This window comes from Pseudomonas cannabina (assembly GCF_900100365.1).
Lineage (GTDB): Bacteria > Pseudomonadota > Gammaproteobacteria > Pseudomonadales > Pseudomonadaceae > Aquipseudomonas > Aquipseudomonas cannabina.
This window is the reverse complement of the sequence record NZ_FNKU01000001.1, coordinates 550,468-564,540: the sequence shown is the minus strand read 5'-3', so window position 1 is coordinate 564,540 and position 14,073 is coordinate 550,468. Positions and strand designations below refer to the sequence as shown.

Sequence of the window (14,073 nt, the reverse complement as noted above, 5' to 3'; positions counted from 1 at the left end):
CGCTGTTATAGATCAGTCAGATACGTGAAATGATGCCATTTAGCTATTTATCCTTGTGGACTGACCGCTGTAGACCGGTGAGTGACGCCAGAATTCACTCATCGATGCGGACAATCTTCAGGCAATCGGCCCGTTGAGCAAAGGCACGAAGCGCACGGCACCCAATACGTGTCGGGAAAACCCGTTTTCTTCGCGAATGATCAGCATCAATTGCTGTACTTCGCCCGAGCCCACCGGGATGACCAACCGTCCTCCTGGAGCCAGTTGATCGAGCAGCGCCTGCGGCACGTCCGTCGCCACCGCCGTGACGATGATGCCGTTATAAGGTGCCAACGCCGGCCAGCCTTCCCAGCCATCGCCCCAGCGAAAAACCACGTTGCGCAGGTTGAGTTCAACCAGCCGCTCCTTGGCCCGGTCCTGAAGGACCTTGATGCGCTCCACCGAAAATACCCGCTCGACCAGCTGTGACAGCACTGCAGTCTGGTAGCCGGAACCGGTGCCGATTTCCATGACCTTGTCGAGCGGGCCAGCGGCCAGCAACAGCTCACTCATCCGCGCAACCATATAAGGCTGAGAGATGGTCTGGTTATGGCCGATCGGCAAGGCGGTGTCTTCATAGGCGCGGTGCGCCAGCGCTTCATCGACGAACAGGTGCCGGGGCGTCTTGCGAATGACGTCCAGCACTCGATCGTTGGTAATGCCTTCCTCACAGAGACGCTGAATCAAGCGCTCGCGTGTTCGTTGCGAGGTCATCCCGATCCCGCGACGCAATAGATCATCCTGCTCACGCGACATCAGCGCAGGTCCTCCAGCCAGTTGTTCAGGCTGCTGAAACCATCCTGAAAGGTTCGGTCCAGTTGCAGCGGCGTAATCGATACGTAGCCCTGCATGACCGCATGAAAATCGGTTCCGGCACCGCCATCCTCGGCATCACCGGCAGCAGCGATCCAGTAACCGGGCCTGCCACGCGGATCAACCACTCTGACCGGGGCGGCAGCGCGGGCACGGTGGCCCAGGCGGGTCAGTTGAATGCCCCGAATGTGTTCAAGCGGCAAATTCGGAATGTTCACGTTCAGTACCGTGCGCGGTGGCAGATCGAGTTGCTCGTGGGCCTCTACCAGCAAACGCGCATAATGGGCCGCCGTCGCCAGATTATCCGGCTGACGTGACAGAAACGAAAAGGCAAACGACGGACGCTGCAGGAAGCGGCCTTCGAGCGCGGCGGCAGCGGTGCCGGAATACAGCACGTCATCGCCCAGGTTGGCGCCAAGGTTGATCCCCGACACCACCATGTCCGGCTCACGCTCCAGAAGCCCGTGCAGGCCCAGATGTACGCAATCGGTCGGCGTGCCGTTGACGCTGATGAAGCCGTTATCGAGGGTGTGCGGGTGCAGGGGCCGGTCGAGTGTCAGCGAACTGCTGGCACCACTTTTGTCTTGGTCAGGGGCGATCACCACACACTCGGCATAGTCCGCCAGCGCCGCATGCAGCGCCGCAAGACCGGGCGCAGTGACCCCGTCGTCATTTGATATCAGAATACGCATGAGCTGTCCGTCTGCCCAACCGGCGCCAGATCAACGAGTTCGCGCACCAACACAGTGGCGAAGCATCCGGGCGGAAGGACGAATTCCAGTTGCAGAATGTCAGGCTCGGGATAATGCCACGTCAGCCGTCCAATGGGCAGCCGCAGGATGCGCCGTTCGTGCTCCATGCCTGCTTTGACCAGCCAGTCACGCAGTGAAGACTCACTAGCGGTGATCGCGTTTTCGAGCGCTGCGGTCGCGCCGGTCGCTGGCGAAGGGCCTTCCCCCCATTGCGGGCCGGTGGGATGAAGATCGAGAATCGCCAAGCGAGGATCGCTGCACTCGGCGATACCGGCCGGAAAAAAACTGCGACTGTCGGTAAATGCCAGCAGATCACCCACTTGGGCCTGCTGCCAGCTGCCGTCGGCAATACGCGCCGCCAGCACTCGATTGAACAGATAGCTGCGCGCCGTGGACAACAGCCGCGACCGCACCGCTCGCTGTTCTGGCAGCGCTTGACGGGCCGCGTATTCACGAGCTTCGCCCAGATTGCCGCCCTGATATCCGAAACGCTGCGTGCCAAAGTAGTTGGGAATACCCTGCCGGGCAATTATTTCAAGGCGTTGATTCAAGGCGTCCTTGTCGGCGTCCAGTTGCGTCAGCCTGAGCGTGAAACCGTTGGCCGCATGGGCACCGCGCTGCAATTTTCGCTTGTGGCGACCGCTGTCGAGAATCTGCAGCGTTTCGTCCTGCGCTGCCGAAAGATCAGGATCGGCCTTGCCTGGCAACTGAATGCTGAACCATTGGCGGGTCAGCGCCTGGCGGTCTTTCAATCCTGCATAACTGACGGTACGCAACGGAACACCTGCGGCACGTGCCAGCCGGCGGGCCGCTTCCTCGGTATTCAGGCCGCGTTTCTCGACCCACAACCACAGGTGCTCGCCATCGCCTGTCAGCGGTATATCCAGCACTTCATCAACCTGAAAGTCTTCAGCGACGGCCTTGAGCACAGCACGACCCAACGCATCGCCCCAGGCCCTCGGGCCCAGCAGTTCGAGTTCGGTCATGCGCGCAGCAACAACGCGACGGCGTGCACCGCGATGCCTTCTTCACGACCAGTAAAACCGAGCTTTTCCGTGGTGGTGGCTTTCACGTTCACCTGATCCGGCTCTACGTTCAGGTCCTCGGCGATCAACGCGCGCATTGCGTCGATGTGCGGGGCCATCTTCGGCGCCTGGGCGACGATCGTGGCGTCGACATTACCGACCTTCCAGCCTTTGTCGTGGATCTGTTTGAGCACATGGCGCAGCAACAAACGGCTGTCAGCGCCCTTGAATTGCGGGTCTGTGTCGGGGAAATGCTTGCCGATGTCGCCCAGCGCAGCGGCACCCAGCAGTGCATCACTGAGGGCGTGCAGCAGCACATCGCCATCGGAGTGGGCCAACAGGCCGAAACCGTGTGCAATCCGCACCCCGCCCAAGGTTATGAAATCGCCTTCAGCGAAACGGTGCACATCGTAGCCATGGCCAATACGCATAGAAAAACGCCCTGAAAAAAGACAGGGCGTGATTCTACCTGCTTTGGCGCCGGTTAGCTGTTCAAGGCGTCGGCGTGATGCCGTAAATGGTCTTCTATGAAACTGGCGATGAAGAAGTAGCTGTGGTCATAGCCTGGCTGCATCCGCAGGGTCAGCGGATAGTCGGCGGCTTTGGCGGCCTGAAGCAGAGCCTCGGGCTTGAGCTGATTGACCAGGAAATCATCCCGATCACCTTGATCGACCAGGGTCGGCAGCTTCTCTGCAGCGCCGGACATCAGCACGCTGGCATCCCACTCACGCCACCGCGAACGGTCTTCGCCCAAATACCGAGAAAAGGCTTTCTGCCCCCATGGGCAATCAATCGGGTTGCTGATTGGCGAAAACGCCGACACCGACTTGTAACGGCCGGGATTGCGCAGGGCACACACCAGCGCGCCGTGACCACCCATCGAGTGGCCACTGATGCTGCGGGCCTGTGACGCCGGGAAATGCGCTTCAATCAGCGCGGGTAGCTCTTTGACCACGTAATCATGCATTTGATAATGCCGGGCATACGGCGCTTCAGTGGCATTCAGATAAAAGCCTGCGCCTTGGCCGAAATCCCAGGCACCGTCCGGGTCATCGGCGACATCGGCGCCGCGCGGGCTGGTGTCGGGCGCCACGATAATGATGCCCAACTCGGCCGCGAGCCGGTGCGCCGCCGCTTTCTGCATGAAGTTTTCATCCGTGCAAGTCAGCCCGGACAACCAGTACAGTACGGGCAATTTGCCGCCCTGCTCGGCCTGCGGCGGCAAATACACCGCAAACACCATGTCGCAGCCCAGCACTGGCGAGAGGTGCCTGTAACGCTTGTGCCAGCCACCAAAGCTTTTTTGACAGGAGATATTTTCCAAAGGCATGTCGTTTACTCCAACTGCAAGCTGCAAGCTGCAAGCCGTAAGCTTCAAGCTGGCAACAGCCCTTCTTGCCGCTTGAAGCCAAGCGCTTGCAGCTGCTCCTCAAAAATGAATGACGGTGCGAATGCTTTTGCCTTCGTGCATCAGATCGAAAGCCTTGTTGATGTCTTCCAGGCCCATGGTGTGGGTGATGAAAGTATCCAGCGGGATTTCGCCGGTTTGCGCCATGTCGACATAGCTTGGCAGCTCGGTACGGCCACGCACGCCGCCAAACGCCGAACCGCGCCAGACGCGCCCGGTCACCAGTTGAAATGGACGGGTGGCAATTTCCTGACCTGCACCGGCCACGCCGATGATCACCGACTCGCCCCAGCCTTTGTGGCAGGACTCCAGCGCCGAGCGCATCAATTGCACGTTACCGATGCACTCGAACGAGAAGTCGACGCCGCCATCTGTCATATCGACGATGACTTCCTGAATCGGACGATCGAAATCCTTCGGGTTGACGCAATCGGTGGCGCCCAGCTGTTTGGCGATCTCGAACTTGGCCGGGTTGATGTCGATGGCGATGATTCGTGCAGCCTTGGCCTTTACAGCGCCAATCACCGCCGACAGGCCGATCCCGCCCAGGCCGAAAATGGCCACGGTGTCGCCCGGCTTGACCTTGGCCGTATTGAGCACGGCGCCGATACCGGTGGTGACGCCACAGCCGAGCAGGCAGACCTTTTCCAAAGGCGCTTTCTTGTCGATTTTGGCGACGGAAATCTCAGGCAATACGGTGTATTCAGAGAAGGTCGAGGTGCCCATGTAATGAAAAATCGGCTCGCCCTTGTAGGAAAAACGCGTAGTGCCATCCGGCATCAGGCCCTTTCCTTGAGTAGAACGAATCGCCTGGCAAAGGTTGGTCTTGCCCGAGCGGCAGAATTTGCACTGGCGGCATTCCGGGGTGTACAGCGGAATCACGTGATCACCGACTACCACAGAGGTCACGCCCTCGCCAACCGCTTCGACGATCGCACCGCCTTCGTGGCCGAGAATCGATGGAAAAATGCCTTCAGGGTCAGCGCCGGAAAGCGTGTACGCGTCGGTATGACAGACACCGGATGCCACCACTTTGAGCAACACTTCGCCTGCCTTGGGCATGGCAACGTCGACTTCGACGATTTCCAGTGGCTTTTTGGCTTCAAAGGCCACTGCAGCGCGTGACTTGATCATCAAACTTCTCCGGCGAGTAAAAACAAGGTTTGCAGTGTAGTACAGTGCGAATTGGCGAGTAATGCAGCCAAAAGCAAAACATTAATGCTGTACAGGGATAATCGATGTACACCAATCGCTGGGAAGGTCTGGATGAGTTTGTCGCCGTTGCCGAGTGCGGCCAGTTCACAGCCGCCGCGCAACGCCTGGGCGTGTCGTCTTCGCATGTCAGCCGCCAGATAGCGCGCCTTGAAGAACGCCTGCAAACCCGCCTGCTCTACCGCAGCACGCGCAAGGTCGCGTTGACCGAAGCTGGCCAGACCTTTCTGCATCACTGCCAGCGTTTGCAGGACGGTCGCGAAGAAGCGCTGCGTGCGGTGGGGGATCTGGCCAGTGAGCCGAAAGGCTTGTTGCGCATGACCTGCGCTGTGGCCTACGGCGAGCGCTTCATCACGCCGCTGGTCACGCGTTTCATGGGCCTGTATCCGCACCTGCGCGTGGACATCGAGCTGAGCAATGACACGCTCGATCTGGTGCACGAAGGCATGGATCTGGCCATTCGACTGGGGCGGCTGCAAGACTCCCGACGGGTCGCGACGCGCCTTGCACCGCGCCAGATGTACCTGTGCGCATCGCCCTCCTACATTCAGCGTTATGGCCGACCGCACAGCCTCTCGGAACTGAGTCGGCACAACTGCCTGATCGGCGGAAGTGATACCTGGCTCTTGCAGCAGAACGGTCGCGAGTTTTCGCAGCGGGTGCAAGGCAACTGGCGTTGCAACAGCGGGCAAGCGGTGCTGGACGCCGCGCTGCACGGCGTGGGCCTGTGTCAGTTACCGGATTATTACGTGCAGAAACATCTCAAGGACGGCACGCTGGTTTCCCTGCTGGAGGCGCATCAGCCGCCCAACACCGCCGTCTGGGCGCTGTACCCGCAACAAAGGCACCTGTCGCCCAAAGTGCGCAAGCTGGTGGATTATCTGAAAGAAGCGCTGGCGATGCGCGATGAGTATCGTCAGTAGCAAACGTTTAGCGGCCGAACTCGCTACGGCGCTGACGCAGCCATTCCAGGTCTTCCGGACGCGTGACCTTGATGTTATCCGAGCGCCCTTCGATCAGCCGGGGCGACTGCCCTGCCCACTCGATGGCCGACGCCTCGTCGGTAATGCTCACATTCGAAACCAGACTGTCCGCCAGCGCGCGATGCAAAGCGCCCAGACGAAACATCTGCGGTGTGAACGCTTGCCAGATCAGGCTCCGGTCCACGGTTTCCAGCACGCGACCGCTGTTGTCTGCGCGCTTGAGCGTATCGCGCGCCGGTACCGCCAGCAGGCCACCAACCGGGTCGTCAGCCAGCTCGCCGAGCAGGTTGTCCAGATCGCTGCGCGCCAGGTTCGGACGCGCCGCATCATGCACCAGCACCCAATCGTTGTCGCTGGCGCCTTGCGCGTGCAGATGCAGCAGCGCGTTGAGCACCGAGCCGGAACGTTCGCTGCCGCCAACCACGCGCTGAATGCGTGAATCATGCGCACAGGGCAAGTCCGCCCAGTACGGATCGTCCACCGCCAGACTGATCACCAGGCCCTTGAGCCGGGGGTGATCGAGAAAGCAAAGCAGGCTGTGTTCGAGAATGGTCAGGCCGCCCAGTTGCAGATATTGCTTGGGACGGTCGGCTGCCATGCGAGCACCGATGCCCGCTGCAGGAATCACTGCCCAGAAGGCAGGAAGAAAGTCTTTCATCGCACCTACTTGTTATTGGGCGAATTGTTTTATTGAGCGAGTTTTTATTGCGCGAGCTGGTAGAGGGTTTCGCCGTCCTTGACCATGCCCAGTTCATGCCGGGCGCGCTCTTCAACGGTTTCCAGACCTTTTTTCAGTTCCAGAACCTCGGCGTCCAGCACACGGTTACGCTCCAGCAATACCTCATTCTCAGCATGCTGGTCGGCGATCTGCTGAGTCAGGCTGGCCACTTGCGCGAGGCTGCCGTTACCGACCCACAGGCGGTGTTGCAAGCCACCCAGCATCAGAAGCAGGATGAGGAATAACCAGTTAGGACTGCGCATTGAAATATCAGGTACCCAGTAAAAAGGACAGCAGAGCCAATCTAAAGCACACATCACTGAGGGCATTGAGCCTGACATAAGCCAGGCTCAATCACTCCAGACTACCGCGGAGCGTCAGCATTGACGTGGCGCAGACCGGCCGTGTGGCTCGACTCTGCGCAACGCTCTGCGTCTTTTACCATCTATGGCTCAGCCGCGAAACTCACCACGACCACGATACACAGCCTTGGCACCCAATTGCTCTTCGATACGCAGCAACTGGTTGTACTTGGATACGCGGTCGGAGCGGCACAGCGAACCGGTTTTGATCTGACCGGCAGCGGTTCCCACAGCGAGGTCGGCGATGGTCGAATCTTCGGTTTCGCCGGAACGATGAGAGATGATCGCCGTGTAACCAGCAGCCTTGGCCATCTGAATGGCTTCCAGCGTTTCGGTCAGCGTACCGATCTGGTTGAACTTGATCAGGATCGAGTTGGCGATCTTCTTGTCGATGCCTTCTTTAAGGATCTTGGTATTGGTCACGAACAGGTCGTCACCGACCAGTTGGACTTTCTCGCCGATCTTGTCGGTAAGGATTTTCCAGCCGTCCCAATCGGACTCGTCCAGACCGTCTTCGATGGAAATGATCGGGTGCTTGCGAGTCAGCTCGGCAAGGTATTCGGCAAACTCGGCAGAGCTGTACTCGCCTTCTTCGCTCAGTTTGTACTTGCCGTTCTTGTAGAACTCGCTTGCCGCGCAATCCAGTGCCAGGGTCACGTCGGTGCCCAGGGTGTAGCCAGCGTTGGCAACGGCTTCGGCGATGGCGTCGAGTGCTTCTTTGTTGGACGCCAGGTTAGGCGCGAAACCACCTTCATCACCCACTGCGGTGTTCAGGCCACGTGCCTTGAGTACAGCCTTGAGGTGATGAAAAATCTCGGTGCCCCAGCGCAGGCCTTCGGCGAAGGTTTTGGCACCGACAGGCTGAATCATGAATTCCTGGATGTCGATGTTGTTATCGGCGTGCTCGCCACCGTTGATGATGTTCATCATCGGCACCGGCATCGAGTAGACGCCCGGTGTGCCATTCAGGTTGGCGATGTGCGCGTACAGCGGCAGATCCTGGTCCTGGGCAGCGGCTTTGGCAGCGGCCAGAGACACGGCGAGAATGGCGTTTGCGCCAAGGCTTGCCTTGTTCTCGGTAGCATCCAGCGCGATCATCGCGTGATCCAGCGCCTTCTGATCGACCGGGTCCTTGCCTAGCAGAAGGTCACGAATCGGACCATTGATGTTGGCCACAGCCTTCAGAACACCCTTGCCCATGTAACGGCTCTTGTCGCCATCACGCAGCTCCAGCGCTTCGCGCGAGCCGGTTGATGCACCGGACGGCGCACAGGCACTGCCGATGATGCCATTATCGAGGAGCACATCGGCTTCAACGGTAGGATTGCCACGGGAGTCGAGAACCTCACGACCTTTGATGTCAACGATTTTTGCCATTGTTGTAAACACTCCAGGATTGACGAAAACGACGCAGCGGAAAAACGATCTTCGCAGTCAGGCACAAAAACCGGCAGCCCTGAATGCGACAACCCCGTCACGAATGACGGGGGATGGCACTTTACCGGAGAACCCTGCTCAAGCGGTCTCTACGATCGGAAAACTTTTGACAAGTTCATCCAGTGACTTGAGCTGGGCCAGGAATGGCTCCAGTTTGTCCAGACGCAAGGCGCAAGGGCCATCGCATTTGGCGTTGTCTGGATCCGGGTGGGCTTCCAGGAACAGGCCAGCCAGATTCTGGCTGATACCGGCCTTGGCCAGATCAAGCACCTGGGCACGACGGCCACCGGCAGAATCAGCACGACCGCCCGGCATCTGCAGAGCGTGGGTCACGTCGAACAATATCGGGTATTCGAACTGCTTCATGATGCCGAAGCCGAGCATGTCCACCACCAAGTTGTTGTAGCCGAAGCTCGAACCACGCTCACAGAGGATCAACTGATCGTTACCCGCCTCTTCACACTTGGTCAGGATGTGTTTCATTTCCTGCGGTGCGAGAAACTGGGCTTTCTTGATGTTGATGATTGCGCCGGTCTTGGCCATCGCCACCACCAGGTCGGTCTGACGCGACAGAAACGCCGGCAGCTGGATAATGTCGCACACTTCGGCCACTACCGCGGCCTGATGAGGCTCGTGCACGTCAGTGATCAGCGGCACGTTGAAGGTACGCTTGATCTCTTCGAAAATGCGCATGCCTTCTTCAAGGCCAGGACCACGGTAGGACGTTACCGAAGAGCGGTTGGCCTTGTCGAAGCTGGCCTTGAACACGTAAGGGATACCGAGCTTTTCGGTCACTCGCACGTACTCTTCGCAGACCTGCATGGCCATGTCCCGGGATTCGAGCACGTTCATGCCGCCGAACAACACCATCGGCTTGTCGTTGGCGACCTCGATCGAACCTACGCGAATGATTTTCTGAGCCATGTGTGAAGTCCCTGTCAGGAATTTTTCTGATGTTGAGCCAATGCCGCTTTGACAAACCCGCTGAACAGCGGATGGCCATCACGCGGCGTCGAGGTGAACTCTGGGTGGAACTGGCATGCCACAAACCATGGATGATCCGGCGCTTCGACCACTTCGACCAGCGCACCATCACCGGAGCGACCGGAAACCTTCAGGCCCGCCTCGATCAGTTGCGGCAGCAGGTTGTTGTTCACTTCATAGCGATGGCGATGGCGCTCGACAATCACCTCCTTGGCGTAGCAGTCGTGGACCAGCGAACCGGCTTCAAGCTGGCATTCCTGCGCACCCAGACGCATGGTGCCGCCCAGATCGGAGCTTTCGGTACGGGTTTCGACTGCGCCAGTGGCGTCTTCCCACTCGGTAATCAGACCGACCACGGCATGCGCGCTGGTACGATCGAATTCAGTGGAGTTGGCATCTTTCCAGCCCAGCACGTTACGTGCGAACTCGATGACCGCCACCTGCATACCCAGACAGATGCCCAGATACGGGACCTTGTTTTCACGGGCAAACTGCACCGCAGTGATCTTGCCTTCGACGCCACGCAGACCGAAGCCGCCAGGAACCAGAATCGCATCGACGCCTTCCAGCAGGCCGGTACCCTGGTTTTCGATGTCTTCGGAATCGATGTAACGCAGGTTAACCTTGGTGCGATTGGTGATGCCGGCGTGGCTCATGGCTTCGATCAACGATTTGTAGGCGTCGAGCAGTTCCATGTACTTGCCGACCATCGCGATGGTGACTTCGTGTTCCGGGTTGAGCTTGGCGTCGACCACCTTGTCCCATTCGGACAAGTCGGCACCGCCACACTGCAGGCCGAAGCGCTCGACGACAAAATCGTCCAGGCCTTGCGAATGCAGGATGCCCGGGATCTTGTAGATGGTGTCCGCGTCTTCGAGGGCGATGACCGCACGCTCTTCGACGTTGGTGAACTGAGCGATCTTGCGACGCGACGAGATATCGATCGGATGATCGGAGCGGCAAACCAGGATGTCCGGCTGCAGGCCGATGGAGCGCAATTCCTTCACCGAATGCTGCGTCGGCTTGGTTTTGGTCTCGCCAGCGGTGGCGATGTACGGCACCAGCGTCAGGTGCATCAGCATCGCGCGGCGTGCGCCGACTTCGAAGCGCAACTGGCGAATGGCTTCGAGGAACGGTTGCGACTCGATGTCGCCGACCGTGCCGCCGATTTCGACCAGTGCCACGTCGGCATCGCCTGCACCCTTGATAATGCGACGCTTGATCTCATCGGTAATGTGCGGAATGACCTGAATCGTCGCGCCCAGATAATCACCACGACGCTCTTTGCGCAGGACGTGTTCGTACACACGGCCGGTAGTGAAGTTGTTGTTCTGGGTCATTGTGGTGCGGATGAACCGCTCGTAGTGACCAAGGTCAAGGTCGGTTTCAGCGCCGTCGTGGGTGACGAACACCTCACCGTGCTGGAACGGGCTCATGGTGCCTGGGTCCACATTGATGTAGGGATCCAGTTTCAGCATGGTGACCTTGAGTCCCCGCGCCTCCAGGATGGCCGCCAGTGAAGCCGAGGCAATGCCTTTCCCCAATGAAGAAACAACACCGCCCGTGACGAAGATGTAGCGCGTCATGAAAAACCCTAGAAGTCTGCGTTAAAGCGGTCAGAGCCGCCGGGGAAAGCGAAGGATGGCCGAGGCCTCCGGTTACCGACAAAATTCACGGTGCACTCCCGAAACTGCTGCGTTGAAACCGACCGGCCGAAGCCAGTGTGGTGTGCGCTACATTTTAAGAATTACCCAGTAAACACTGGTTGGTAACCGGCAACTTGCGTTGTTTCAAAAGAACCAACAGAAGTTGTATCAAGAAGGGAGCGTAGTCTACCGGAAAGGCCCTTTCAGCTCAAACTTTGGTCGCTGGCCGGCGCAATCCAGCGCAAACGCCAGCGTTCATTGGGCGAAGCGACCAGTCCGGGCAGGTTGGCAACCGCCAGCAACTCGTCGCCACGGTACAGCAGCGGCAATCTGCCGCGCAAAAACGCCGGTACCGCCTGCTCGTTGAGCAGCCGCTTGAGATCACGACGGCCACGCCCGGCGATGCGCATCACCTCCCCGCCCTGCCGATAGCGAACCTGCAACGGTCCGTCTGGCGCGCCGTCGTCCAGCGTCAGTTGACCGTTACCGGGAAGACTCAACGGTGCCCGGGGGTCGTGCCACAGCGTCGGCCCTGAGCACGCCCGCTCCCAACCGGCAGGCAGCCACCAAAGGAGGCTCTGCGCGCGATACAGCGTACCCTCGGCAAGCCGCCACAGCGGCAACGCGTCGGGAGCTGCATCGCGCAGCGTATCCCAACCGGCCCAATGATCGGTATCCGGCAGGCGGGTCAACGGCGCCAGCCAGTAACGCAAAGCGTTGCGCTGCCGCGCGACCGACAAGCCGGCAAGCGGTTCGAGGTTCAACACCGGCAAGCCGAGCCAGGCATACGGCGTTGTGGCCTGGGCATCGGCGATGTCCTGCGCCGCAAGCTCGTCCAGCAATTGTTGCGCTTCGCCAAGATGAACCGCGGTGCGTGCAAGGCTGGCGGACGCCTGCGGCCATCTGGACGTGAGCAGTGGCAGCACCTGACCGCGCAGAAAGTTGCGCGAGAACTGCTGATCGTCATTGCTGGGATCCTCGACCCAAGTCAGACCCCGCTGAAGCGCGTAGTCCTCCAGTTCGGTTCGCGACACCGCCAGCAGCGGCCTCACCAGATGCCCGCGCCCCAGAATACGCTGAACAGGCATGCCAGCCAGACCACGCACCCCTGCGCCACGCAGCAGGCGGAATAACAGGGTCTCGGCCTGATCATCGCGATGCTGGCCGGTCAGCAGCACATCGCCTTCACCCAGCCGGTCGGTAAACGCGGCATAGCGCGCCTGCCGGGCCGCTTGCTCGATGCTTGCGCCCGGCTCGACCTGCACGCGAACCCGCTCGAATGCGACGCCCAGTGCCTGACACACTTGCCGACAATGCTCCGGCCAGGCATCGGCAGCAGCCTGCAGGCCGTGATGAACATGAACAGCGTTGAGCGCAGGCAGCGTTTCGCGCCTGGAGAGGTCAGCAAGAAGATGCAGCAGCACAGTGGAATCAAGGCCGCCGGAAAAACCGATGTGCCAGGCTGGCGCAGCACGCCAAGGCGCCAAGGCTTGAAGAAGCCTGGCGGCAAGATCATGACCGTTGCGTGTGGAAGTGGTCATTGGTGTTTTTCACCGGCTTGGCTTATTCGCACACTGACTGCTCAAGTGCTCAAACCAGCCCATTCGCGAACAAGCGAAGCGTCGCGCGGTACGTTCCCACGCCCTTCGGGCAGAAGCCCGCAAGGCGTGGAAACAATCGGGGCGACGCAGCTTACAGACCGTAGCTCATCAGGCGGTCGTAACGGCGAGCCAGCAGCGCGTCGTTGTCCAGTTCCTTGAGCATGGCCAGTTGGCTGCTCAACGACTCACGGATCAGATCGGCTGCCGCCACTGGGTCACGATGCGCGCCACCCAATGGCTCGGCGATAACCTTGTCGACGATGCCCAGCCCCTTGAGCCGATCCGCAGTGATGCCCATGGCTTCGGCAGCATCCGGCGCCTTCTCGGCGGTCTTCCACAGAATCGAAGCGCAGCCTTCCGGCGAGATGACCGCGTAGGTCGAGTATTGCAGCATGTTCAACTGGTCGCAGACGCCAATGGCCAGCGCACCACCGGAACCGCCCTCACCGATGACGGTAGCGATGATCGGGGTTTTCAGACGCGCCATGACACGCAGGTTCCAGGCAATCGCTTCGCTCTGGTTGCGCTCTTCAGCGTCGATACCCGGATAGGCGCCCGGCGTGTCGATGAAGGTCAGGATCGGCATTTTGAAACGCTCGGCCATCTCCATCAGACGGCAGGCCTTGCGGTAGCCTTCCGGACGCGGCATACCGAAGTTGCGGCGAACCTTCTCGCGAACCTCACGGCCTTTCTGATGACCGATCACCATCACCGGCTGGTTGTCCAGACGGGCAATGCCGCCGACGATCGCTGCGTCATCGGAGAAGCGCCGATCGCCATGCAGTTCGTCGAACTCGGTAAAGATGTTTTCGATGTAATCGAGCGTGTACGGACGACGCGGGTGACGCGCCATGCGCGCGATCTGCCAGCTGGTCAGGTTACCGAAGATGCTTTCGGTAAGCGTCCTGCTCTTGTCCTGCAACCGGGAGATTTCGTCGCCGATGTTCAGCGAGTTGTCGTTACCCACCAGGCGCAGCTCTTCGATTTTGGCCTGCAAGTCAGCGATAGGCTGTTCGAAATCAAGAAAATTCGGGTTCATAGGCATCCGTCTTGGGTAAACGGCCAAGAGGCCGGCCGGTTGATCCGTCTGCGC

General features: G+C 59.7%; 14 protein-coding genes. 1 reads left to right on the top strand and 13 read right to left on the bottom strand.

Features of this window, described 5'->3' with window-relative positions:
* Nucleotides 1-117 precede the first annotated feature (117 nt).
* The 6 genes from BLT55_RS02665 to BLT55_RS02640 all read right to left on the bottom strand — a co-directional run bounded on the left by BLT55_RS02665 (nt 118) and on the right by BLT55_RS02640 (nt 5,171).
* Nucleotides 118-753 carry a protein-L-isoaspartate(D-aspartate) O-methyltransferase gene (locus tag BLT55_RS02665; protein WP_007250173.1) on the bottom strand — a complete coding sequence of 212 codons (636 nt, stop codon included), beginning with the start codon at nt 751-753 and terminating at the stop codon, nt 118-120.
* Nucleotides 754-794: 41 nt separating this feature from the next.
* The gene (gene surE, locus BLT55_RS02660) at nt 795-1,544 is read right to left on the bottom strand and encodes a 5'/3'-nucleotidase SurE (protein ID WP_055001114.1); all 750 of its coding nucleotides are present in this window, start codon (nt 1,542-1,544) and stop codon (nt 795-797) included.
* On the bottom strand, nt 1,532-2,590 hold the full coding sequence (gene truD / locus BLT55_RS02655; protein ID WP_055001115.1) for a tRNA pseudouridine(13) synthase TruD: 1,059 nt from the start codon (nt 2,588-2,590) through the stop codon (nt 1,532-1,534). The genes surE and truD overlap by 13 nt, the downstream gene beginning before the upstream one ends.
* The gene (ispF, locus tag BLT55_RS02650) at nt 2,587-3,060 is read right to left on the bottom strand and encodes a 2-C-methyl-D-erythritol 2,4-cyclodiphosphate synthase (RefSeq protein WP_055001116.1); all 474 of its coding nucleotides are present in this window, start codon (nt 3,058-3,060) and stop codon (nt 2,587-2,589) included. The genes truD and ispF overlap by 4 nt, the downstream gene beginning before the upstream one ends.
* Before the next feature lie 53 nt (nt 3,061-3,113).
* A complete protein-coding gene (fghA, locus tag BLT55_RS02645) occupies nt 3,114-3,959 on the bottom strand; it encodes an S-formylglutathione hydrolase (protein ID WP_055001117.1) in 846 nt (281 codons plus the stop codon).
* A 99-nt stretch (nt 3,960-4,058) separates the two neighbouring features.
* Nucleotides 4,059-5,171 (bottom strand): S-(hydroxymethyl)glutathione dehydrogenase/class III alcohol dehydrogenase, encoded by a 1,113-nt coding sequence (locus tag BLT55_RS02640; RefSeq protein ID WP_055001118.1) that lies wholly within the window; start codon nt 5,169-5,171, stop codon nt 4,059-4,061.
* A 104-nt stretch (nt 5,172-5,275) separates the two neighbouring features.
* Here BLT55_RS02640 and BLT55_RS02635 point away from each other — a divergent pair, with 104 nt between their 5' ends.
* Nucleotides 5,276-6,172, top strand: coding sequence for a LysR family transcriptional regulator (locus BLT55_RS02635; protein ID WP_007250167.1), 897 nt, complete (start codon nt 5,276-5,278; stop codon nt 6,170-6,172).
* Nucleotides 6,173-6,179: 7 nt separating this feature from the next.
* Here the strand turns inward: BLT55_RS02635 and ispD are convergent, their stop codons facing one another.
* The 7 genes from ispD to accA form a co-directional block, all read right to left on the bottom strand.
* Nucleotides 6,180-6,890: a 2-C-methyl-D-erythritol 4-phosphate cytidylyltransferase gene (ispD, locus tag BLT55_RS02630; protein ID WP_055001119.1), complete on the bottom strand. Its 711-nt coding sequence runs from the start codon at nt 6,888-6,890 to the stop codon at nt 6,180-6,182.
* A gap of 44 nt (nt 6,891-6,934) precedes the next feature.
* Entirely contained in the window at nt 6,935-7,213 is a 279-nt protein-coding gene (locus BLT55_RS02625) for a septum formation initiator family protein (protein ID WP_055001120.1), read from the bottom strand.
* Nucleotides 7,214-7,402: 189 nt separating this feature from the next.
* Nucleotides 7,403-8,689 (bottom strand): phosphopyruvate hydratase, encoded by a 1,287-nt coding sequence (gene eno / locus BLT55_RS02620; protein WP_054080059.1) that lies wholly within the window; start codon nt 8,687-8,689, stop codon nt 7,403-7,405.
* Between the two features lie 138 nt (nt 8,690-8,827).
* A complete protein-coding gene (gene kdsA, locus BLT55_RS02615) occupies nt 8,828-9,673 on the bottom strand; it encodes a 3-deoxy-8-phosphooctulonate synthase (protein WP_054087328.1) in 846 nt (281 codons plus the stop codon).
* A gap of 14 nt (nt 9,674-9,687) precedes the next feature.
* Nucleotides 9,688-11,319, bottom strand: coding sequence for a CTP synthase (locus tag BLT55_RS02610; RefSeq protein ID WP_007250162.1), 1,632 nt, complete (start codon nt 11,317-11,319; stop codon nt 9,688-9,690).
* 263 nt (nt 11,320-11,582) lie between these two features.
* The gene (gene tilS, locus BLT55_RS02605) at nt 11,583-12,920 is read right to left on the bottom strand and encodes a tRNA lysidine(34) synthetase TilS (protein ID WP_055001121.1); all 1,338 of its coding nucleotides are present in this window, start codon (nt 12,918-12,920) and stop codon (nt 11,583-11,585) included.
* 151 nt (nt 12,921-13,071) lie between these two features.
* The gene (gene accA, locus BLT55_RS02600) at nt 13,072-14,019 is read right to left on the bottom strand and encodes an acetyl-CoA carboxylase carboxyl transferase subunit alpha (protein ID WP_055001122.1); all 948 of its coding nucleotides are present in this window, start codon (nt 14,017-14,019) and stop codon (nt 13,072-13,074) included.
* Nucleotides 14,020-14,073 lie beyond the last annotated feature (54 nt).